General features: G+C 73.3%; 19 protein-coding genes. 7 read left to right on the top strand and 12 right to left on the bottom strand.

The window, feature by feature from the left end:
- Positions 1-127: 127 nt before the first annotated feature.
- From AC0666_RS07845 to AC0666_RS07855, 3 genes are all read left to right on the top strand, one after another.
- Complete coding sequence (locus tag AC0666_RS07845) at positions 128-1,654, top strand: 3-hydroxyacyl-CoA dehydrogenase (RefSeq protein WP_468966002.1); 1,527 nt, start codon at positions 128-130, stop codon at positions 1,652-1,654.
- The gene (locus AC0666_RS07850) at positions 1,651-2,241 is read left to right on the top strand and encodes a TetR/AcrR family transcriptional regulator (RefSeq protein ID WP_468965999.1); all 591 of its coding nucleotides are present in this window, start codon (positions 1,651-1,653) and stop codon (positions 2,239-2,241) included. Before AC0666_RS07845 ends, AC0666_RS07850 begins: the two co-directional genes overlap by 4 nt.
- Positions 2,242-2,360: 119 nt before the next feature.
- A complete protein-coding gene (locus AC0666_RS07855) occupies positions 2,361-4,046 on the top strand; it encodes a PKD domain-containing protein (RefSeq protein ID WP_478707266.1) in 1,686 nt (561 codons plus the stop codon).
- 106 nt (positions 4,047-4,152) lie between these two features.
- Here the strand turns inward: AC0666_RS07855 and AC0666_RS07860 are convergent, their stop codons facing one another.
- A complete protein-coding gene (locus tag AC0666_RS07860; protein WP_468583183.1) occupies positions 4,153-4,722 on the bottom strand; it encodes an Lrp/AsnC family transcriptional regulator in 570 nt (189 codons plus the stop codon).
- 178 nt (positions 4,723-4,900) lie between these two features.
- On the opposite strand from AC0666_RS07860, the gene pdhA reads away from it, so the two are divergent.
- Genes pdhA through AC0666_RS07875 form a run of 3 tightly spaced genes read left to right on the top strand, consistent with a single transcriptional unit; the run spans position 4,901 to position 8,417 of the window.
- Entirely contained in the window at positions 4,901-6,052 is a 1,152-nt protein-coding gene (gene pdhA, locus AC0666_RS07865; RefSeq protein ID WP_468583182.1) for a pyruvate dehydrogenase (acetyl-transferring) E1 component subunit alpha, read from the top strand.
- Positions 6,053-6,102: 50 nt separating this feature from the next.
- Positions 6,103-7,071: an alpha-ketoacid dehydrogenase subunit beta gene (locus tag AC0666_RS07870; protein ID WP_361714790.1), complete on the top strand. Its 969-nt coding sequence runs from the start codon at positions 6,103-6,105 to the stop codon at positions 7,069-7,071.
- The gene (locus AC0666_RS07875; RefSeq protein WP_468965991.1) at positions 7,071-8,417 is read left to right on the top strand and encodes a dihydrolipoamide acetyltransferase family protein; all 1,347 of its coding nucleotides are present in this window, start codon (positions 7,071-7,073) and stop codon (positions 8,415-8,417) included. Before AC0666_RS07870 ends, AC0666_RS07875 begins: the two co-directional genes overlap by 1 nt.
- Here AC0666_RS07875 and AC0666_RS07880 read toward each other — a convergent pair.
- Positions 8,366-9,628 carry an FAD-dependent monooxygenase gene (locus AC0666_RS07880; RefSeq protein ID WP_478707267.1) on the bottom strand — a complete coding sequence of 421 codons (1,263 nt, stop codon included), beginning with the start codon at positions 9,626-9,628 and terminating at the stop codon, positions 8,366-8,368. The two genes, AC0666_RS07875 and AC0666_RS07880, sit on opposite strands and share 52 nt — an antisense overlap.
- An 81-nt stretch (positions 9,629-9,709) precedes the next feature.
- On the opposite strand from AC0666_RS07880, the gene AC0666_RS07885 reads away from it, so the two are divergent.
- Positions 9,710-10,270 carry a TetR/AcrR family transcriptional regulator gene (locus AC0666_RS07885; protein ID WP_478707268.1) on the top strand — a complete coding sequence of 187 codons (561 nt, stop codon included), beginning with the start codon at positions 9,710-9,712 and terminating at the stop codon, positions 10,268-10,270.
- A gap of 38 nt (positions 10,271-10,308) precedes the next feature.
- Here the strand turns inward: AC0666_RS07885 and AC0666_RS07890 are convergent, their stop codons facing one another.
- From AC0666_RS07890 to AC0666_RS07935, 10 genes are all read right to left on the bottom strand, one after another.
- On the bottom strand, positions 10,309-11,286 hold the full coding sequence (locus tag AC0666_RS07890; RefSeq protein ID WP_468965981.1) for an NAD(P)H-quinone oxidoreductase: 978 nt from the start codon (positions 11,284-11,286) through the stop codon (positions 10,309-10,311).
- Positions 11,287-11,338: 52 nt separating this feature from the next.
- Positions 11,339-12,436, bottom strand: coding sequence for a potassium channel family protein (locus AC0666_RS07895; protein WP_478707269.1), 1,098 nt, complete (start codon positions 12,434-12,436; stop codon positions 11,339-11,341).
- Entirely contained in the window at positions 12,424-13,746 is a 1,323-nt protein-coding gene (locus AC0666_RS07900; protein WP_478707270.1) for a molybdopterin molybdotransferase MoeA, read from the bottom strand. Before AC0666_RS07900 ends, AC0666_RS07895 begins: the two co-directional genes overlap by 13 nt.
- Positions 13,743-14,627: an NTP transferase domain-containing protein gene (locus AC0666_RS07905; RefSeq protein ID WP_478707271.1), complete on the bottom strand. Its 885-nt coding sequence runs from the start codon at positions 14,625-14,627 to the stop codon at positions 13,743-13,745. Before AC0666_RS07905 ends, AC0666_RS07900 begins: the two co-directional genes overlap by 4 nt.
- A gap of 115 nt (positions 14,628-14,742) precedes the next feature.
- On the bottom strand, positions 14,743-15,276 hold the full coding sequence (locus AC0666_RS07910; RefSeq protein WP_361714665.1) for a bacterial proteasome activator family protein: 534 nt from the start codon (positions 15,274-15,276) through the stop codon (positions 14,743-14,745).
- A gap of 94 nt (positions 15,277-15,370) precedes the next feature.
- Positions 15,371-18,196 carry an FtsX-like permease family protein gene (locus AC0666_RS07915; protein ID WP_478707272.1) on the bottom strand — a complete coding sequence of 942 codons (2,826 nt, stop codon included), beginning with the start codon at positions 18,194-18,196 and terminating at the stop codon, positions 15,371-15,373.
- Complete coding sequence (locus AC0666_RS07920; protein WP_361714671.1) at positions 18,193-18,948, bottom strand: ABC transporter ATP-binding protein; 756 nt, start codon at positions 18,946-18,948, stop codon at positions 18,193-18,195. Before AC0666_RS07920 ends, AC0666_RS07915 begins: the two co-directional genes overlap by 4 nt.
- 27 nt (positions 18,949-18,975) lie before the next feature.
- Positions 18,976-19,650 (bottom strand): PadR family transcriptional regulator, encoded by a 675-nt coding sequence (locus AC0666_RS07925; protein ID WP_468583170.1) that lies wholly within the window; start codon positions 19,648-19,650, stop codon positions 18,976-18,978.
- A gap of 107 nt (positions 19,651-19,757) precedes the next feature.
- Positions 19,758-20,309, bottom strand: a complete 552-nt coding sequence (locus AC0666_RS07930; protein WP_478707273.1) for a hypothetical protein — start codon at positions 20,307-20,309, stop codon at positions 19,758-19,760.
- A 169-nt stretch (positions 20,310-20,478) separates the two neighbouring features.
- On the bottom strand, positions 20,479-22,119 hold the full coding sequence (locus AC0666_RS07935; RefSeq protein ID WP_468583168.1) for a Stk1 family PASTA domain-containing Ser/Thr kinase: 1,641 nt from the start codon (positions 22,117-22,119) through the stop codon (positions 20,479-20,481).
- Positions 22,120-22,345: the final 226 nt, after the last annotated feature.

Consider the following 22,345-nt stretch of genomic DNA (forward strand, 5'->3'; position numbering starts at 1 on the left):
TCGCAGTCCTGAGATCAGGCAGGGGCGGGTGAAGAAGAGCAGACTGGAGCTAGAGTAACCGAACGATCGGTCGGGACAAGAGGGCCCGCCAGACCTGTGGACAACCCCGTGCGGGAGGATCAGAGCCATGACAGCAATCGAGCGGTCCCGCACTGTGGCGGTCATCGGCGCCGGCACCATGGGCCAGGGAATCGCCCAGGTGGCCCTCCTCGCAGGTCACCGGGTGCTGATCTACGACATCAACGCCGCTCTCGCCGCCGACGGCGTCGGCATCGTCCAGGACCGCGTCGAGCGGATGGCCGCGAAGGGCCGCCTCGATCACGCCGAGGCCGAGGACGCGATCGGCCGGATCGGATCGGCGCACGCGCTGGCCGACCTCGCCGACGCCGCCCTCGTGATCGAGGCGGTCGTCGAGGACGCCGACGTCAAGCGCGCCCTGTTCGCCGCCCTCGAAGAGGTCGTCTCGCCCGAGGCCGTGCTGGCCACGAACACCTCCTCCCTCTCCGTGACCGAGCTCGCCGCGGACCTGGGGCACCCCGGCCGCTTCCTCGGCCTGCACTTCTTCAACCCGGCCCCGCTGCTCCCCCTCGTCGAGGTGGTCAGCGGTCACGCGACCGACCCGGCCGCCGCCGACCTGGCGTACCGCACCGTGCTGGGCTGGGGGAAGACGCCGGTCCGCTGCGCCGACACCCCCGGCTTCATCGTCAACCGGATCGCCCGCCCCTTCTACGCCGAGGCCTTCGCGGTGTACGAGGAGCAGGGCGCCGACCCGGCCACCATCGACGCGGTGCTCCGCGAGTGCGGCGGCTTCAAGATGGGCCCGTTCGCGCTGACCGACCTGATCGGCCAGGACGTCAACGAGGCCGTCACCCGCTCCGTGTGGGAGTCCTTCTTCCGCAGCCCGAAGTTCACGCCCTCCCTCGCGCAGCGCCGACTGGTCCAGTCGGGCCGCCTGGGCCGCAAGTCGGGACACGGCTGGTTCCCGTACGGCCCGGGCGCCGCCGCACCGGCCCCGCACACCGCGGGCCCCGAGGAAGCCCCCGACAAGGTCACCGTCGTCGGTGATCTCGGACCGGCCGCCGGGCTGGTCGAGCTGCTGGAGGAAGCCGGGATCGCGGTCACCACCGCCGAGCACGGGGGCCCGTACATCCAGCTGCCCGGCGAGGGGCAGCTCGTCCTCGCGGACGGCAAGACCTCGGTCGAGTTCGCCGACGTCGTCTACTTCGACCTCGCGCTCGACTACCGCGGCGCCACCCGCATCGCGCTGTCCGCCGGGGCGGACACCAGTGAGCGGACCCTCGCCGAGGCCGTCGGCCTGTTCCAGAAGCTCGGCAAGCAGGTCTCCGTCATCGGCGACGTGCCCGGCATGATCGTGGCCCGCACGGTCGCCATGCTGATCGACCTGACCGCCGACGCCGTCGCCCGGGGCGTGGCCAGCCCCGAGGACATCGACACGGCGATGCGGCTCGGCGTGAACTACCCGCTGGGCCCGTCCGAGTGGCACGACCGGCTCGGCCGCGACTGGGCGTACGACCTGCTCCACCACCTCGACGAGCGCTGCCCGGGCGGCCGCTACGCGCCCTCGCTGGCGCTGTTCAAGCTGGGCTACGCGGAGGACGGCCAGGAGGCCGACGAGGGGGAGGACTCGGAATGACGACGGCCAAACGGGACACGTACACCCCTGAGACGCTGCTGTCCGTGGCGGTGCAGGTCTTCAACGAGCGCGGCTACGACGGCACGTCCATGGAGCACCTCTCCAAGGCGGCGGGCATCTCCAAGTCCTCGATCTACCACCACGTCGCGGGCAAGGAGGAGCTCCTCCAGCGGGCCGTCAGCCGCGCGCTGGACGGCCTCTTCGCGGTACTGGAGGAGCCCGGGGCGGTACGCGGGCGGGCCGTCGACCGGGTGGAGTACGTCACGCGGCGCACGGTCGAGGTGCTGGTCGCGGAGCTCCCGTACGTGACGCTGCTGCTGCGCGTGCGCGGCAACACCCGCACCGAGCGGTGGGCCCTGGAGCGCCGCCGCGAGTTCGACCACCAGGTCGCGGACCTCCTCAAGGCCGCCGCGGCCGAGGGCGACCTCCGCGCGGACGTGGACATCCGCCTGGCCACCCGCCTGCTGTTCGGCATGGTCAACTCCCTGGTCGAGTGGTACCGCCCGCACCCCGGCACCAGCCCGGACCAACTGGCCGACACCGTCGTCCACATGGCCTTCGACGGCCTGCGCCGCACGGCGGCGTAGCCGGCCGGGCCGGGCCGTGCGGCGATCGACCGAAAATGTGTCCGGACAACCCCCGCGCGGCGGGTAGGCTGAACCCCACTCGTTCCTGAGCACGTTCAAAAATGAAAATGGGGGGGCCGGTGCGCAATCGCCGTCTCGTACTTTCCGCCGTCGCCGTGGTCACCGCGACCGGCATCGGCATGGGCCTGGTCGCGGGCACGGCCCAGGCGGCCGGCCCGGCCGCACCGGGGGCCAAGGGGGTGTCCGCTCCCGCGACGGACCTGTCAGCGCTCGGTGGGTCCGACGTCAAGACCTTCCACAGCCCGAAGGAGCACTCGGTCCGCAAGGCGCTGCCGGCGGCCAAGGACAAGGCGGCCGCCACCGCCCAGGGTGTGGACGCGGCCGCCGGCAACCCGGACCTGGGCCTCGTCCTCGACGCGCAGAGCATCTCCGCGCACGGCGTGGAGCTGCGCTCCCAGGTCCTCAGCTCCCCGGGCGCGACGCTCCGCGTCACCTACGACTGGGGCGACGGGACGACCGACGCCACCAACGCCTCCCCCGGCCTGGAGGTGTCGTTCAAGCACAGCTACGCCGAGCTCGGCGAGTACAACGTCAAGGTCACCGTGACGGACGCCGCGAACCAGGCCGAGGTCGTCAACACGCTTCCGCTGTCGACGGTCGGCTCGGAGTTCACCCCGTACGCGCCGACCCGTCTCCTGGACACCCGGGACGGCATCGGAGCCCCGCGGGGATATGTCGCCCCGTACACCTCGGTCAAGCTCCAGATCGGCGGAAACGGCAAGATCCCCGCCGGGGTCACCGCCGTGGCCCTCAACGTCACCGCCACCAACACCGCAACCCCCGGGCACGTCACGGCGTTCCCCGGCGGCGGCACCCGTCCGACCACCTCGAACCTGAACTTCGAGGCCGGCCAGACCGTCCCGAACATGGTCGTCGTCCCGGTCGGCAAGGACGGCACCGTCGAGCTGTACAACGGCAGCTGGAAGTCGGTGGACCTGATCGCCGACGCCACGGGCTACTTCACCCGCACCGCGGCCGGCGGCTACACGCCGATGACCCCGGTCCGCGCCGTGGACACCCGCTCCGGTCTGGGCGCGCCCCCGCGCCAGGTCGCGGGCCGCAGCTCGATCGGCGTCCAGCTCGGCGGCTCGTACGTCCCCGAGCGCGCCACCGCCGTGGCGCTGAACGTGACCGTCACCAACCCGCGCGAGGACGGCCACCTGACGGCCTACCCGAGCGGCCAGCAGGCCCCGAACACCTCGAACGTGAACTTCCGGGCAGGCCAGACCGTCGCCAACTCGGTGATCGTCCCGATCGGCCCCGACGGGAAGGTCAACATCTTCAACGGCGCCTGGGCCGGGGCCGACGTCATCGTCGACGTCGTCGGCTACTACAGCCCGGACAGCGCGGGCTCCTTCATGTCGGTCACCCCGCACCGGATGCTCGACACCCGCTCCTGGGGCTACGGGCCGATGTACGCCCGCGGCTACATCTGGATGCCCATCTCCCACGGCGAGCAGGGCATCGCGGGCTACGTCCTGAACACCACGGTGACCAACACCAAGGACAGCGGGTTCCTCTCGGTCGCCCCGGACTCGAACACGCCGGACCAGTACGAGAACGGCACCGAGGTCCAGCTGACCCGGCCCACCTCGTCCACCCTGAACTGGACGCCGGGCAAGACGGTCCCCAACCTGGTCCAGGCGAGCTCCGGCGGCGTCAACGGGGTCGTCGACTTCTGGAACCAGAGCTTCAACACCACGGACCTCATCGTCGACATCTTCGGGTACTACGAGACGAAGTGATCCACCGGCGAGTGCTCCGTGCAGCGTGAGTGCTCCGTTGCGGCGCGAGTGCTCTCCGAAGCGCCCCGGGAACGGCCCTGCCAGGCCGTCCCCGGGGCGCTTCGCGCTACTCCTCGGCGATCGCCGGGGCACCCGCCGGGGGCCCCGGGGCCAGCAGGTCGGTCTCCTCGAAGACCAGGAGGGTGCGGGTCGAGAGGACCTCCGGGATGGACTGGAGGCGGGTGAGGACCAGCTCCCGCAGGGTGCGGTTGTCCGGGGTGTGGACCAGCAGGAGGACGTCGAAATCGCCGCTGACCAGGGCGATGTGCGCCGCGCCCGGGAGCTCGCTCAGCTTCTCGCGGACCGTGCGCCAGGAATTCTGGACGATCTTCAGCGTGATGTAGGCGGAGGCACCCTGGCCTGCCCGTTCGTGGTTGATGCGGGCCGTGAAGCCGCGGATCACCCCGTCGTCGATGAGCCGGTTGATCCGGGCGTACGCATTGGCGCGGGAGACGTGGACCTGCTCCGCCACCGAGCGTATGGACGCCCGGCCGTCCGCCTGGAGCAGTCGCATGATGGAACGGTCGATGGGATCCAGGGGACGGGGCGGCACCTGTGGGACCGCGCCGGCACCCCCCGGGCCCGCCGGTGCGCTACCGGCGGTAGCTCCCGCCGCGGCCATTTGTTCATCCGACATGGGCCACTGCCTCACTCTCCTGGACGTCCTGCATCCATCCCAGGGCCCCGGAGCCACTTTGTCCACAGCCTGGAGCCGCCTGTAGCCAAATTGCGCAGACAACCGAACAATCGGTTGGTGAGGGGCCTCACATCCGGGGTACCCCCTGCCCGCTTCCCACGAGGAGGTGCACGCCGCCATGACGGTCCAAGAGCTGCCCGGTGCCGGTGCGTCCCACCGCTCCACCCCGCCGCCCGCCTGGAGGCCCCGTACGGACGCCGCGCCGCTGCTCCCGGACCCCGAGCCGTACCGGGTGCTGGGCACGCCGGCCGCCGACGGGCTCGACCCCGAGCTGATGCGCCGCTGCTACGCCGAGCTGGTGCGCGGCCGCCGCTACAACGCCCAGGCCACCGCCCTCACCCGGCAGGGCCGGCTCGCGGTGTATCCCTCGACCGTCGGCCAGGAGGCCTGCGAGATCGCGGCCGCGCTGGTCCTTGAGGAGCAGGACTGGCTCTTCCCGAGCTACCGCGACACCCTCGCGGCCGTGGCCCGCGGGCTCGACCCCGTCCAGGCGCTGACCCTGCTGCGCGGCGACTGGCACACCGGGTACGACCCGCACGAGCACCGCATCGCCCCGCTGTGCACCCCGCTCGCCACCCAGCTGCCGCATGCGGTGGGCCTGGCCCACGCGGCCCGGCTGCGCGGCGACGACGTGGTCGCCCTCGCCCTGGTGGGCGACGGCGGGACGAGCGAGGGCGACTTCCACGAGGCGCTGAACTTCGCGGCCGTCTGGCAGGCCCCGGTGGTCTTCCTCGTCCAGAACAACGGCTTCGCGATCTCGGTCCCGCTGGCCAAGCAGACCGCCGCCCCCACCCTCGCCCACAAGGCCGTCGGGTACGGGATGCCCGGCCGCCTCGTCGACGGCAACGACATCGCCGCCGTGCACGAGGTGCTGTCCGAGGCGGTCCGGCGGGCCCGGGCCGGCGGCGGACCGACGCTGATCGAGGCCGTCACCTACCGCATCGAGGCCCACACCAACGCCGACGACGCAACCCGCTACCGCGGCGACGCCGAGGTCGAGGCCTGGAAGGCCCACGACCCGGTGGACCTGCTGGAGCGCGAGCTGACCGCGCGCGGGCTGCTGGACGAGGAGGGCATACGGGCGGCCAAGGACGCCGCCGAGGAGATGGCGGCGACCTTGCGGGAACGGATGAACGCGGAGCCGGTCCTCGACCCGATGGACCTGTTCGAGAACGTGTACGCACAGCAGACGGAGCGGCTGCGCGAGCAGGCCGGGATGCTGCGGGCCGAGCTTGAGGCGGAAGCGGCCGAAGCGGAGGAGCAGTCGTGACGACGGTGGCGGCGCAGTCCGCGGTGAAGGCGGCGGCGAAGCCCGCGACGATGGCGCAGGCGCTCGGCCGGGCCATGCGGGACGCGATGGCCGAGGACCCGGCGGTCCACGTGATGGGCGAGGACGTCGGGACGCTGGGCGGGGTCTTCCGCATCACGGACGGCCTGGCGAAGGAGTTCGGCGAGGACCGCTGCACGGACACGCCGCTCGCGGAGGCCGGCATCCTCGGCACCGCGGTGGGCATGGCCATGTACGGGCTGCGGCCCGTCGTGGAGATGCAGTTCGACGCGTTCGCGTACCCGGCGTTCGAGCAGCTGATCTCGCACGTGGCGCGGATGCGCAACCGCACGCGGGGCGCGATGCCGCTCCCGATCACCATCCGCGTGCCGTACGGCGGCGGGATCGGCGGGGTGGAGCACCACAGCGACTCCTCCGAGGCGTACTACGTGGCGACGCCCGGCCTGCACGTGGTGACCCCGGCGACGGTCGAGGACGCCTACGGGCTGCTGCGCGCGTCGATCGCCAGCGACGACCCGGTCGTCTTCCTGGAGCCGAAGCGGCTGTACTGGTCGAAGGCGGACTGGAACCCCGAGGCGCCGGCCGCCGTGCCGGGCATCGGGAAGGCGGTGGTCCGGCGGACCGGGACGAGCGCGACTCTGATCACGTACGGCCCCTCGCTTCCGGTGTGCCTGGAGGCGGCGGAGGCGGCGCGCGAGGAGGGCTGGGACCTGGAGGTCGTGGACCTGCGCTCGCTGGTGCCCTTCGACGAGGAGACCGTCGTGGCGTCCGTACGGCGTACGGGGCGCGCGGTGGTGGTGCACGAGGCGAACGGCTTCGGCGGACCGGGCGCGGAGATCGCCGCTCGGGTGACGGAGCGGTGCTTCCACCACCTGGAGGCGCCGGTGCTGCGGGTGACGGGCTTCGACATCCCCTATCCGCCGCCGATGCTGGAGAAGCACCATCTGCCCGGCGTTGACCGGATCCTGGACACCGTGGCCCGCCTGCAGTGGGAGAACTGATGCCGCAGGTAATGGAGTTCAAGCTCCCCGACCTCGGGGAGGGCCTGACCGAGGCCGAGATCGTCCGCTGGCTGGTCGCGGTGGGCGATGTCGTCGCCGTCGACCAGCCCGTGGTCGAGGTCGAGACGGCCAAGGCGATGGTGGAGGTTCCGTGCCCCTACGGCGGTGTGGTCACCGCCCGCTTCGGGGAGGAGGGCACGGAACTCCCCGTCGGAGCACCGCTGATCACGGTGGCGGTGGGGGCCGGGGCCGGGTCGGGGTCGCCCGCCCCGGAGGAGACCGAGCGCTCGGGGTCGGGCAACGTGCTGGTCGGCTACGGGACCGACCACTCGCGCACGGCGCGTCGGAGGCGGGTGCGACCAGGCTCCGCCGCGCCGGTTCCTGCCGGAGCAACTGCTGCGGCCGCGGCGCCGGTCGCCGCCACGACCACGGCTGCGGTCACGGTCACGGCCGCAGCCGTGCCCGTCGCCGCCGGGCCGGTGCCGGTGATCTCGCCGCTGGTGCGCAAGCTGGCGCGGGACCACGGGATCGACCTGCGCGCGCTGCGCGGCTCCGGGCCCGAGGGCCTGATCCTGCGGGCGGACGTCGAGGCGGCGCTGCGGGCGCCGCAGCAGGAGCCGCAGCCGGTCGCGGCCGCTCCGGCCGCCGCGGCGGCCGGCGGTGAGCGCATCCCGCTCAAGGGGCTGCGCGGCGCGGTGGCCGAGAAGCTCTCGCGCAGTCGCCGGGAGATCCCGGACGCCACGTGCTGGGTCGACGCGGACGCCACCGAGCTGATGGCGGCGCGGGCCGCGATGAACGCCGCGGGCGGGCCGAAGGTCTCGGTGCTGGCGCTGCTCGCCCGGATCTGCACGGCGGCGCTCGCGCGCTACCCGGAGCTCAACTCGACCGTCGACCTGGCGGCGAACGAGATCGTCCGGCTGCCCGCCGTCCACCTCGGCTTCGCGGCCCAGACCGAGCGCGGTCTGGTGGTCCCGGTGGTCCGCGACGCCCACGTGCGCAGTGCCGAGTCCCTGTCGGCGGAGTTCGCCCGCCTGACCGAGGTGGCACGGGCCGGGAAGCTGGCCCCGGCGGACCTGACCGGCGGCACCTTCACCCTGAACAACTACGGGGTGTTCGGGGTCGACGGCTCGACGCCGATCATCAACCACCCGGAGGCGGCCATGCTCGGCGTGGGCCGCATCGTGGCGAAGCCGTGGGTCCACGCGGGCGAGCTGGCGGTGCGCCAGGTGGTCCAGCTGTCGCTGACCTTCGACCACCGGGTCTGCGACGGCGGTACGGCGGGCGGCTTCCTCCGCTATGTCGCGGACTGCGTGGAGTCCCCGGCGGTGCTGCTGCGTTCGCTGTGACCGTCCCCGCCGGCGCCGCAGGGCGCCGGCGGGAGCCGGGGCGGGGCCCAGTCCGCGTGGCGCAGGATCGCCCGGACGGTGGCCCCGGACGGGGCCAGCCGCAGGGCCCGGTTCCGCAGGGAGACCGCCAGCGGGTGGCTGAGCCGGTGCCCCATCCGCCCGGCCAGGCGGGCCGCCCGGGCCACGGCCTGCGCACGCGGCCGCCGAACGGCGTCGTAGCGCAGCAGGGCCGTCTCCACGTCCGGGCCGGCCGACACCTCGGCCGCCAGGACCACCGCGTCCTCCAGGGCCTGGCACGCGCCCTGCCCCAGGTTCGGTGTCATCGCGTGCGCGGCGTCGCCGAGCAGCGCCACCCGGCCGAGGGCGTACGAGGGCAGCGGGGTCACCAGCTCGTGGATGTCGTGGTGCAGCACGTCCTCGGGCCGGGTGGCCGCCAGCAGGCGGGCCGTCGGCTCGTGCCAGCCCGCGAAGCGGCGGCCGAGGAAGGCCACGGGGTCCGGATGGCGCACTCCCGCCGGGGCCGCCAGGACCGCGTGCCATTCCGCGCGGCCGTCGGGCAACCCGATGTGCCCGAACTCCGCCCCGGGGCCCCAGGTGAGCGTGAAGTCCGTGTCCAGGGCCAGCGGCTCGGCGGTGATGGCGCGCAGCACCGTGGAACCGCTGTAGACGGGTCCGGGGTGGTCCGGGAAGAGCCGGGTGCGGATCGCGCTGCGCACTCCGTCGGCCGCGACCACCAGATCGGCGTCGGCCGAGTCCGGTGAGCCCGTCACTCCGGTGCGCAGGCAGTGCGGTGGCAGCGCCTGCCGCAGCAGTCGGTGGAGCTGCGCCCGCCGGATGCCGGTCACGGGGACGCCGAGGGCGCGTTCCAGCGCGGCGCCGTCCATACGGGAGAGCCACCGCCCGTCGGGGGTGCGGGTGCCGCCGGTGTACTGGGGGTGGGCGGCCCGGCGTACGGCCTCGCCCAGACCCAGCGCCTCCAGTGCCCGGATGCCGTTGGCGGCGAGCGAGATGCCGGCTCCCGCATCCTCCAGGACGGCGGACCGCTCCAGCACCGTGACCTGCCAGCCGGTGCGGTGCAGGGCGATCGCGGCCGCGAGGCCGCCGATCCCCCCGCCGATCACCAGGGCCGTCCTGCCGTCGCTGCTGAGGCTGTCCCCGGCCGCGTTCTGGCCGCTGCTCCTGCCGCTGTCCGTGCCGCTGCTCCTGCCCATGGCGGGACCCCCTCTTTCTACACCTGTAGAAGTCTCGGGGAGAAGCGTACTCCCGGCCTTCTACAGGTGTAGAAAGAGGGGGTGAGTGAAGAACGACGGACCGTCCTGGCCGATGCCGCCATCGAGGTACTGGCCGCTTCCGGCATGCGCGGGCTGACCCATCGGGCCGTGGACCGGGCCGCCGGCCTGCCCGCGGGCACCACCTCGGCCTACCTGCGGACCCGCTCCGCCCTCCTGACCGCGCTGGTACGCCGCCTCGTCGCCCGGGACCAGACCGAACTGCAGGAGGCCGGCGAGCGCATGCCGTTCCCGCGCACGTCCGCCGAACTGACCGACGCCCTGGAGGGGCTGACGGTGGCCCGGCTCACGGGCGAAGGCCGGGTGCGCTCGCTGGCCCGCTACGCCTGCGCCCTGGAGAGCGTCCGGGACCCGGAGCTGCGGGAGATCCTCGTCCCGCGCGAGAACGCCGGACGGGAGCTGGCCCGGGCCTTCCTCGCCGCGCACGGGGTGCCCGACCCGGACGGCCGCACCCGCAGCCTGCTGGCATGCGTGGACGGCCTGGTCCTGGACCACCTGCCGACGGGCACCCCGGTTCCCCGGGATGCCCTGGAGGGGCTCGTCGCCGCCGCACTCAGGCGGTGAGCGGCCGGACCACGAGCGGCAGGTGGGCAGGTGGTCAGTCAGGTGGTCAGCAGGATCTTGCCGACGTGCGTGCCGGCCTCCATCATGCGGTGCGCCTCGGCCGCCTCCCGCATCGGCAGGACCGCGTGCACCACCGGGCGGACCACCCCTGCCGACAGCAGGGGCCACACGTGCTCCCGTACGGCTGCGACGATGGTCGCCTTCTCCTCCAGCGGCCGCGCCCGCAGCGAGGTCGCCGTGATCGCCGCCCGCTTCGACAGCAGGGCGCCCAGGTTCAGTTCGGCCTTGACGCCGCCCTGGAGGCCGATCACCGCGAGCCGGCCGTTGACGGCCAGCGCGTCCAGGTTCCGCGCCAGGTACTTCGCGCCGATGATGTCCAGGATCACGTCTGCCCCGGCACCGTCCGTCGCGGCCTTGACCTCCGCGACGAAGTCCTGCTCGCGGTAGTCGACGAGGACGTCCGCGCCGAGCTCCTTGCAGCGGGCCAGCTTCTGCGCATCGCCCGCCGTCACCGCCACCTTCGCGCCGACCGCCTTCGCCAGCTGGATGGCCATGGTGCCGATGCCGCTGGAGCCGCCGTGCACGAGCAGCGTCTCGCCGGGGCGCAGGTGGGCCACCATGAAGACGTTGGACCACACCGTGCAGGCCACCTCCGGCAGCGAAGCCGCGGTCGCCAGGTCGATACCGGCGGGAACCGGCAGCAGCTGGCCCGCCGGAACGGCCACCCGCTCCGCGTACCCGCCGCCGGCGAGCAGGGCGCACACCTCGTCGCCGACGGCCCAGCCCGATACGCCCGGTCCGACCGCGGTGATCCGCCCGGAACACTCCAGGCCGGGATGGGGCGAGGCGCCCGGCGGCGGATCGTAGTACCCCTGCCGCTGGAGGAGGTCGGCCCGGTTGACGGCGCCGGCCACGACGTCGACGAGCACCTCCCCCTCGCCGGCCACCGGATCGGGTACCTCGGCCCAGACGAGGGCCTCGGGGCCGCCGGGCTGTTCGATGGTGATCGCATGCATGGCCCGGAGGGTACGCCAACCGCGGCCTCAGGGCACCGACCGAAGGGAACGGCTACGCCGGACCCCACTTCGGCGGCGGCAGTTCGGCCACCGGCGCGCGGACGATGGTGATGAGACGGTCCGTCAGCTGGAGCGGACTCGCGTGCGGATCGTCGTAGCCCAGCAGCCGGTGGCCCCGGAGCACGCTCACCACCAGGTCGTCGGTCTCCCGCACGCCCCGGCCCGCCTCGGACTTCTTCACGGGCCGCTCGATCAGGTCCAGCCCGCTGCCCTGCTGGATCAGGTCCTCCATCACCGTGCCCGCGCTCGGGCTCAGCACCGAGAGGCCCAGCAGCCGGCCTGCCGCGCTCGCGCTCGTGATGACCGCGTCCGCGCCCGACTGGCGCAGCAGCGGCGCGTTCTCCTCCTCGCGTACCGCAGCGACGATCTTCGCCCCGCGGTTGAGCTGCCGCGCCGTCAGCGTGACCAGGACCGCCGTGTCGTCCCGCTGGGTGGCGATGACGATCTGCCGGGCCCGCTGCACCTCGGCGCGGAGCAGCACTTCGGAGCGGGTGGCATCGCCGACCACCCCCGTGAATCCCTCTGAGCTGGCCGAGTCGATCACCTTGGCGCTGGGGTCCACGATGACGGCCTGGTCCTTGGCGAGGCCGGTGGCCAGCAGCGTCTGGAGGGCCGAGCGGCCCTTGGTGCCGAAGCCGACCACGACCGTGTGCTCGCGCAAGTTCTTCCTCCAGCGGTTCAGCCGCCACTCTTCCCGGGTCCTCTCCGTCAGGACCTCCAGGGTGGTGCCGATCAGGATGATCAGGAACAGCACGCGCAGCGGGGTCACCAGCAGGATGTTGACCAGCCGCGCGCTGTCGCTGTGCGGGACGACGTCTCCGTAGCCGGTGGTGGAGAGGGTGACGGTCGCGTAGTAGACGCAGTCGAGCAGGTCGACGGCGTCGTCGGCGTTGTCGTGGTAGCCGTCGCGGTCGAGCCAGACGATCAGGACCGTCAGGAACAGGACGAACAGCGCCATCAGCAGACGCTTGGCGACCTGCTTCGACGGTCTTTCGACGATGCGCTTGGGCAGCGTGATGCGGCGGGAGACCAGCTTCTCGTCGTCGCCCCGGGCCATCGCGTCCTGGCCGGGGAGTTTCACGTGAAACATCCCCCCGCGACCCACGGCAGGTCGAGGATCTCCAGGTCCTGCCCGGACCGCGCGCCGTTCGGGGGCACGACGGCCAGCGCGTCGGCGGCGGCGACCCCGCGCAGCATCGCCGGGCCGTGGTAGCGCAGCGGTACGGCGTGCTCGTCGGTCAGCACGACCGGGACCAGCCGTGTGTCGTACGGGTGGCCGGGCACGTCGTCGCGGACCGGGGCCGTGTAGCGGGGACGCCGGCGGCGGCCCGCGAGGGCGCGCAGCAGCGGTTCGGCGAGGGTCAGCAGTCCGGAGACGGCGGCGAGCGGGTTGCCGGGCAGGCCCACCAGATGGCGGCCGTCGGCGCGGTCTCCGAGCCGGGCCAGCAGCATGGGATGGCCGGGGCGTACGGCGACCCCGTCGACGAGCAGCTCCGCACCGGCCTGGAGCAGGACGGGGTGGACATGGTCGACGGGGCCGGAGGCGGTGCCGCCGGTGGTGATGACCAGGTCGGCCTCGGAGCCCGTGACGGCGTCCAGCAGGGCCCGGGCTCCGGCGGGGTCGTCCCCGAGCCGCCGGGTGCCGGTGACCTCGGCGCCGAGCCGGGTCAGCCATGGGCCGAGCATGGGGCTCAGGGCGTCCCGGATCAGCCCGTCGTGGGGGCGGCCTTCGGTGAGCAGCTCGTCTCCGAGCACCAGGATCTCGACGCGGGGCCGGGGCCGGGTGGGGAGCTCGTCGTACCCGGCGGCCGCGGCGAGGCCGAGGACGGCCGGGGTGACGAGGGAGCCGGGCGGCAGCAGGAGGTCCCCGGAGCGGCACTCCTGGCCGCGCGGCCGGATGTCCTGGCCGGTGAGGACGGGCCGCTCGGCGTAGAGGTGGGCGCCGGACTCGCGGGACTGCTCGCTGCGGATCACGGCGGTGGTCTCGCCGGGGATCCGGGCGCCGGTGGCGATCCGTACGGCCTGGCCGTCGGTGAGCGGCTCGGGGCGCTCGGAGCCGGCCAGCACGCCCTCGCCGGGACGGACGGTCCAGGGGCCCGGCCCGGCCACGGCCCAGCCGTCCATGGCGGAGGTGTCGAAGGACGGCAGGTCGGTGAGGGCCTCCAGGGGTTCGGTCAGCACCTCGCCCAGCGCGGCGGCGAGGGGGACCCGGTGGCTGCGGGGCCGGACGCCGGATCCGGCGCGGACGGCGGTCTCCCGCGCCTGCGACCAGGTGGTGGCGGGGCTGCCGCCGCCACCGCCGCCGTCCGCGGCCGGGCCGGAGCGGGTGTCGCGGCTGACGAGGGCCAGGGCTTCGTCCAGGGCGTGGTCGGCGGCGTCGGTGGGGGGCATCCGGGTCATCCTGGGGGGTTGTCGTCGGTGCCGGTGCCGGCGTCGGGCCCGGCTTCGGCCGCCCAGCGCAGGGCGAGGTCGGCGGCCTTGCGGGAGGCCTCGGCGACGGCGGTGGCGGGGTCGGCGCCGGTGGCTTCGGCGTGGGCCGCCGCGTAGCCGACCAGGAAGGTGGTCAGCGGGGCGGCGGGCCGGGCGACGCCGTGGGCGGCGTCACGGGCGAGATCGAGCAGGGTCTTGGTGTCGACGGCGAGGTCGATCCCGAGCTCGGTCTTGACGGCGGTGATCCATTGGTCCAGCACGGTTCCATGCTCTCTGATCCTGGCGCGGGCGGATGCGAGATCCTCCCAGGTGTCGCAGTCGAAGGAGGCGAGTGGCGCAGTGTCCGTCACCTTGGCCAGGTCGAGCTCGGCGGTGAGGGCGCGCAGGGGGAGGCCGTACAGGCTGCCGTGCTCGGTGGCGAGGAGGGCGATCTCGCGGCGCAGGGACTCGGCGCGGTAGGCGGCGACGAGGGGCTGGTCGCGGCCGGTGGGGTCGCGCAGCAGGGCTCCGTCGGCCCCCTCGGCGAGGGGGGCGGCGAGGAGGGCGCGGACCGTGTTCCGGTCGAGGAACGGGAGGTCGGCGGAGAGGACCAGGACCCGGTCGGCGGTGGTGCCGCACAGGCCGGCGGCCAGCGCGGCGAGGGGGCCGGAGCCGGGCGGGTCCTCCACGGTCCAGCGGACCGGGCGGGCCGTGGGACGGCGCCGGCCGACGACGACGGTGGTCGTGGCGTCGGAGCAGGCGTCGAGGACGCGGTCGAGGAGGGTGCGGCCGCCGACGCGGAGGCCGGGCTTGTCCGCCCCGCCCAGGCGCTGCGCGGCGCCGCCTGCGAGGACGATCGCGTCGTAGCTCATACCCCCGAGTATGCGATGTCGCCTCCGGGCGGCCGGACTTGCCCGGCCGCCGCCGGGCGGCCCCGCCCGGCCTGCGGACAGAGGGTGCCGCCGCTCGGCGGCGGGGCGGGGGCGGTCAGAGGTACGGGCCGGAGCGGATGGCGCCGTGGGACTCCTCGTCGTCCGTCGGGGCGCCCGGCGGGAGGGCGCGGCGCATCTGTTCCAGCTGGGCCCGCGCCGCCATCTGCTGTGCGAACAGGGCGGTCTGGATGCCGTGGAAGAGGCCCTCCAGCCAGCCCACCAACTGGGCCTGCGCGATGCGCAGTTCCGCCTCGGACGGGATGGCCTCCTCGGTGAACGGGAGGGAGAGGCGTTCCAGTTCCTCCACGAGCTCGGGAGCCAGGCCGTCCTCCAGTTCCTTCACCGACGCGGCATGGATGTCCTTGAGACGGACCCGGCTGGCCTCGTCCAGAGGTGCGGCGCGCACCTCTTCAAGAAGTTGCTTGATCATGCTGCCGATCCGCATGACCTTGGCGGGCTGTTCGACCATCTCCGTCACCGGGACCTCGCGCGACTCGTCATCGGCGCCGCCGACCGCCATCCCGTCCTGTCCCACGATCAGGACGTGCGGGGGACTGTCCTGCGACCGTTCACTCCTCGGCATCTCCATGCCGGTCATTGTCTCGCACACCTTCGTACTCACACGGTGTGCCCCCGTACAGGCGTGATCCAACCTGTACGGGGGCGGGAACAGCGAGTGACCGTCAGGCCGCCGCGCGGCGGGCCAGGGCGCCGCCGGACCGGGTGACCAGGGCGGCCAACAGGGCCGCTCCCAGCGGGACCAGGATCAGCAGCGACCCGAAGGTCTCCCATGGCAGGGCGATCGGCACGTACGGCACGTCGCCGGGTTCGCCGGCCGCCTCCATGAGGTGGGCCCGCTCGCGGCGCTGGACGAGCCGCAGTCCCACCGCCGGCAGGATCCCGGCCAGCGTGCCCAGGACGACGCCCATCAGGGCCACCACCCCGCACTGGAAGCCGCTGAGCGTGCGCCGCACCCGGGGCGCGGCGCCGACCGCCGCCAGGGTCTTCAGGTCTGCCTCGGCGTCGGCCTGGGCGAGTCCGGTGGCGATGCCGGCCGCGCCGATGGTGACCAGGCCGGCGAAGACGGTGAGGGCCACCGTGCCGATGTCGTCCTGGCCCTGGTAGCCGGCCTCGATGGTGACGGGGGCCTCCACGCCGATCTGGTCGATCCGCCCGTCGAGCCGCTGCCGCTGCTCGCTCGTGGCCTTGCCGTCCAGTGTGAAGTACGAGCCGAACGGCAGGGTGGACAGCCCCGCGCTCCTGGCCGCGGCGGGCGGCAGGACGAGCGCGATGCCGTAGCCCTCGGCGGTGTCGGCGGTCTGGTGGACGGGGAAGACCTTGTCCTCACCGGGCGGGTCCACGCCGGGCTCCCGGCCGACGGCATCCTTGTTGGAGATCAGCCGCAGGGTGACCTTGTCGTCCTTCACATTGCGCTTGTCGAAGGAGACGGCCTTGCCGGCCTTCAGGGCGGACACCGCACCCGGATCGGTGACCGCGAGCACCGTCAGCAGCTTTTCGTCGGCGACGACGGTGTCGTAGCGCGAGGAGTGCCGGTTCATCCGGCACCGCCAGTCCTTGCGCAGCTCCCGGGTCTGCTCCTCGGTGAAGGAGCCGGGCCCGTTCTTCGCCTCGTAGAGCGGGCAGCGCTGCTCCTTGGGCTGGATGATCTCGGCCCGGCCGCAGCCGTCCTCGGTGGAGAACGTCTCACAGCCGGCCTTGCCGACCGAGATGTAGTCCACGTCCGCCCGGACCGCGAGCGGGAGTTCCCGGTTCAGCGCCTCGCGCACCGCGGGCACGTCCTTGTGGCGTCCGCTCTCCTGCACCGCCACCAGCCCGGCCCCGTAGGGGAGTTCGGCCACGTAGTCGTGGCGGGCCTGGAGGTCCGAGCTGTGTGCGTACGTGGCCACCGCGACGGTTCCGGCGACGGCGGCCAGTACGGCGGCCACGGCAGGCGCCGTACGGCCCCGGTTGCGTACGGCGTCGCGCAGCGCGAGCCGCGGCGACAGCGGCAGCCAGCGCCCGAGCCGGCCGAACAGGCCGACGAGCACCGGGGTGAGGGCGACGATGCCCAGTTCGGCCAGGGCGCTGCCGCCCGCGACCACCGTGGCGCCCATCCGAGAGGCCGTGCCGTACAGGGCGATCGCGGCGCCGGCGCCGAGGGCGAGCAGCCCGATGACGGGCAGCACCCGGTTGGACCGGCGGACCCCGCGGCGGCCGGTCAGCGAGGCCAGCACGGTCTGCCGGGAGGCGGTGACGGCGGGGGCGACGGCGGCCAGCAGGCCGGTGACCACGGCGAGCAGGGCGATGCCGAGGATTTCCAGCGGGCGGAACTCGAAGCCGCCGAAGCGCTTCCCGAGGTACTCCTCCAGCACCGGCCGCAGCCCGACGGTGAGCGCGACGCCGATGACGGTGCCGCTGACGGCGGACGCCGCGCCGATGACCAGGCCGCCGGAGAGCACGATGGCCCGGATGTGGCGCCGGTCACCGCCGTTGGCGCCGACCAGGCCGAGCTGGCGGCGCGAACGCCGGGCGCCGACCGCGAAGGCCGGTCCGGCCAGCAGGCAGATCTCCAGCATCGCGAGGCCGACGACGGTGGCCAGGACGGCCAGTTCGGTCACCGGGAGCCCGTCGTCCGGAAGGGAGTAGCCCAGCTCCTTCTGCTGGACCAGGTACGGCACGTCGGAGTCGGCCGGCGGATGCAGGTGCACGGCGCGGGAGACGACCACCACGCTCTTCGTGTTGGCTTCCTTGACCATGTTCCACGTGAAACCATCGCCGCCGACCTTGACGAGGTAGGTGTCCTCGGCGACCACGCCGGGCACCCCGGCGTCCCGCAGGGCCTTGTCCAGCGGTCCGAGGAGCGTGCCGGGCGGGGCCAGGACCTCGGTCTTCGCCAGCTCGGAGGGCAGCTCGTAGGCACCCACGATCCGGTACCAGGTGTGCGAGCCGCGGGCGAGGAACTCGGAGCCCACGAAGAAGCCGGACTTCTCCAGGAAGGCGGTGGTGGCGAGGACCTCGCCCGCTTCCAGGGGCAGTCGGCCGCGCTTCAGCGTGATCATGCCCTCGACCAGGGGACTCGCCGCGTCGATCTCGCGCAGCTCGGAGTCGAGCAGGCCGTACTTGGTGCGGATCTTGGCGTGGGCGGTGCTGTCCTTCAGGTACTCGGCGCCGGCCGGGAGCGTCGCGGTCAGGGCCCGCGGATCCGTCTCCTTGGAGGGGTCGTACGCGTCGTAGCCGCCGACGGGCATGAAGTTGCTGCCCTCCCGGTTCTGGTAACCGGGTATGCCGAGGCCCGAGTCGCGCAGCCGGGCGTCGGCGGCGCCGATCTCCCGGGTGACGGCCTCCTGGGGGGAGAGCTCCGCGCTGCGCAGGGTGAGGTCGGCGGCGCTCACCCCGACGATCGGCAGGGCGATCATCGCGAGGACGAGGGCGCTGCGGCCTTTGGCGCGCCAGGCGTCGCGGCGGGCTATCCGGATGGCCGCGATCCACGCGGGGTACGGGGATTTCACTGGCCGGCCGCCTGCCCGGTGAGCAGCGAGTCGGCCTGGCTGCGCAGGGTCTCGTCGACGACACTGCCGTCGCGCAGGAAGACCACGCGGTCGGCCCAGGCGGCGAAGCGCGGTTCGTGGGTGACGAGGATCCCGGCGGCGCCCGCGTCGCAGCGGGCGCGCAGCAGGCCGAGGACGGATTCGCCGGTCTCGGAGTCGAGGGCGCCGGTGGGTTCGTCGGCGAGCACCAGGCGGCGGTCGCCGACGAGGGCCCGGGCGATGGCCACGCGCTGCTGCTGGCCGCCGGACATCTCGTCGGGGAAGCGGTTGGCGAGCTCCCCGAGGCCCATCTCCTCCAGGGCGGCCAGGGCGGAGGCACGGGCCTTGCGGGCGGACACCCCGTCGAGTTCCCGGGGCAGTGCCACGTTCTCGGCGGCGGTGAGGGCCGGGATGAGGTTGTAGTCCTGGAAGACGTACCCGATGCTGCGGCGGCGCAGCGCGGCCAGCTGCCTGCGGTTCACCGCGGTGATGTCGGTGCCTTCGACGATGACGTGCCCGCTGGTGGGGGTGTCGAGGCCGCCGGCCAGGGTGAGCAGCGTGGACTTTCCGGAGCCCGAGGGCCCCATGACGGCGACGAGTTCGCCGGCGTGGACGGAGAGGTTGATGCCGCGCAGGGCGTGCACCTCGGTGGCGCCGCTGCCGTGGGTGCGGACGAGCCGGTCGAGCCGGAGGACGGGCTCGCCGTGGACGGGTGCGGACTGCGGGTCGGGCATGGGGTCCCCCCTGGGACGGTGGTGTCGTCAGCTCCGGCGCGTGCGGGCGGGGCGGAGCTGCGGTGCTGTTCCGGTGTCCGTGCCGGCGCCGCTGAGGGTTCCGGTTCCGGTGGTGTCGGTGGCCTGGGGCGGTTCGGCTTCGGCTCGCCGGTCGGCCTGCAGGGCGAGCCGTACGAGGCGGGCCTCGGAGTGGTCGAGCCAGCGCGCCTCGGCCTCGGTCTGGAAGATCAGCTGTTCGAGGACCAGCAGCCAGGCCACGTCGTCGCGTTCGCGGGACTGCCCGCTCTCGATCGCGGCGAGCGCCTGCGCCTTGAGCCGGGTGTAGTCCTGCATCGCCCGGATGGTGGCGTGCCGCTGTGCCTGGATGACGGCGCGGATGTCCACGCCCGGCGCGCCCACCGCCATGGCGAGCTTGATGGACAGCTCGTCCCGGGGCGGGTTGGTGCGGTCGACGGGGCGCTCGTACCACTGGTGCAGTTCGGCGCGTCCGCCGGCGGTGATGGCGTAGAGGGTGTGCCCGGCGGCGTCTTCGCCGTCGGGCGCGACGAGGCCGTCGCGTTCGAGCCGGGCGAGGGTGGTGTACACCTGCCCGACGTTGAGCGGCCAGGTGGAGCCGGTGCGGGATTCGAACTCGGTACGCAGTTGGGAGCCGTACCGAGGACCCCGTTCCAGCAGGGCGAGAAGGCCGTGGCGGATCGACATACTCAGTATGTATACCGAGTATGTCGATCAGTGCAACCATCCTGAGGCGTACGTCGCAAGGGCGACGGGGCGCCCGCCGGGCCGGTGGGCACGGGCCGCGGCTGCGGTCAGGCGCCTCTGCGCAGGCGCACCCCGAGGTAGCCCAGGCCGACCCCCATCAGGGCGAATCCGGTGCCGAGCGGCAGGAGGTGGGCGGCCAGGTCGGCCGCCCGCTCGTTGGGTCCGGTGCCCAGGGCGGTGACCGTCTGCGGGGGGCTCGGGGCGATCCGCGGCAGCGGGGTCTGAGGATGCGGGCGCTGGTGCAGGCGCTGGTGCGGGCGCTGGTGCGGGCGCTGGTGCGGCTGCGGCCGGGCCGGCAGGGGCCGGGAGACGATCACGGACTCGGGGTTCGCGGGCTCGGCTTCGGGCCGCCCCGGATGCCTGCGGCCGACCCCGGCGACGCTTCCGGCCAGCTCCCCGTAGGCCTCGTGGGCGACGTCGGCCGAGGGGTCGGGGCGCGGGGGAACGGCGGTGGCGGCCAGCGGGGCCGCTGCCTCGGGGCGCGCGGGAGCCGTGGTCCGGGCGGGCGGCGTGGCGAGCGAGGAGGAGGTCGGCACCAGCGCGGCGGCGGCCAGGGCGGCCCCGGCCAGCCAGCGCTGTGCCCGCAGGCGTTGCGACACGGGGAGCCCCTCCCGTCCCTGGGGGTGCCCCCCGGACGGAGTCAGGGGGAGACCGAGATGTTTCGCTCAGGTTCACATGGTGGGGCAAAAGCGGCATCCCGGGCGGCCCATCAGGGCTGCCCGGGATGCCGGTGTGTCGTGCTGCATGGTGCGGGGCGCGCGGTGCGCGTTACTCCGGATTGCCGGTCGACACGGTCAGCGTGTACTCCGTGCCTTCCTTGTCGATCTTGTCTCCGGGGCGCGGGTTCTGGTCGAGGACGGTGTCCTTGCCGTACACGGCCTCGTCCTTCTCGACGATCTTGTACTTGCCGCCGGAGGCCTGGATGCACTCCTTCACCGACAGCAGGTTCTTGTAGCGCAGGTCCGGCGCCGTGTACTTCGTGGCGTCGCTGTAGTGCTTGGACGGGTCCTTGCACTTGGCCGGGTCGATCGTGCGCGAGATGTCCGGGCCCTTGAAGCCGCTCTTGGCCGAGGCGGAGGTCGACGTGGAGGGACTCGCGGTACGGCCCTTGTCTTCGTCGCCGTTCATCGCCACGGCCGCGATCAGCCCGCCCACCGCCAGCACGGCCACCGCGACCGCGCCCACCACGACCGGCGTGTTCCGCTTGCCGCCGCCCGCAGCCGCAGGAGCCGCGTTCGCCACCGGGGAGATGGTGAACGGCGGCGGGGTCTGCGGCGCGTACTGCTGCTGCACCTGCTGCGGGTAGGCGTAGCCGCCCTGACCGTGCGTCTGCGGCGGCGGCGTGGGCGCGTACGGGGACGGCGTCGGGGTCGGCGCGTACGGCTGCTGCACCGACGGGTGGGGCGAGGGCTGGAATCCGGAGTCCAGCGGCGGGAACACGGTCGAGCCCACGCCCGCGCCGCTGCCGCCCGTGTGCGCGCCCGGCACGATGGCCGGGGCGCCGGCCTGACCGGCCGACAGCACCCGCGTGACCTCGTCGTGCATGGCCGCCGCGGTGGGGAAGCGCTCGTTCGGGTTCTTCTTCAGGGCCCGGGCCACGAGCGCGTCCATCGCCGGGGTGAGCGAGCGGTTGATGGAGGACGGCGCGACCGGCTCCTCCTGGACGTGCGCGTACGCGATCGCCAGCGGCGAGTCCGCGTCGAAGGGGATTCGCCCGGTCAGCAGCTGGAAGAGCATGATGCCGACCGAGTACAGGTCGGAGCGGGCGTCGACGCCGCGGCCCAGCGCCTGTTCCGGTGAGAGGTACTGCGGGGTGCCGACCACCATGCCGGTCTGGGTCATGGAGGTGACCCCGGACTGCATCGCCCGGGCGATGCCGAAGTCCATCACCTTGACCACGCCGCGCTTGGTCACCATCACGTTGCCGGGCTTGATGTCGCGGTGGACGAGCCCCATCTCGTGGCTGGTCTCCAGCGCCGCGAGCACGTCGGCCGTGACCTTCAGCGCCTTGTCGGCCGGCATCGCCCCGTACTGGCGGATGTCGGCCTCCAGGACGGAGCCGAGCGGCTGCCCCTCCACGTACTCCATCACGATGTACGGCATCACCGCGGCGTCTTTCGCCCCGGACGCGAAGGTGACCTCGCCCTCACCCGTATCGAATACCGAGACGATGTTCGTGTGCGACAGTTTCGCAACAGCCTGCGCCTCACGGCGGAACCGCTCACGGAAGGACTGTTCCCGCCCGAGTTCGCTGTGCAGGGTCTTGATGGCGACCTGGCGGTCGAGCGCCGAGTCGTACGCCAAGTAGACCGACGCCATACCGCCGGCGCCGAGCAAGTCCCTTAGCTGGTAACGGCCACCGGCCAGAGAGCCGCCCGCGTACTGGCCCTGAGTGCCGTCCTGGCTCATGACTGTTGCTTCCCCTCGGGATGTGTCCCTACGCGTCTGGCTGAGCGCATGTCGCGCCCAGTCTGCCGGAGGGCAAGCACACGTCAAGCCGGGTGCCCGCTTCGTGACCACACGGCCACCGCACGCCAATGTCCGAACGGCGACCTGTTCCGAGGCTGTAGCGTGCATCGGAGCACACGAAAAGGACCTACCGCTGAGCGGCGGCCGAGAGAGACGACGGCGAGGA

This window comes from Streptomyces sp. NPDC043680 (assembly GCF_056436685.1).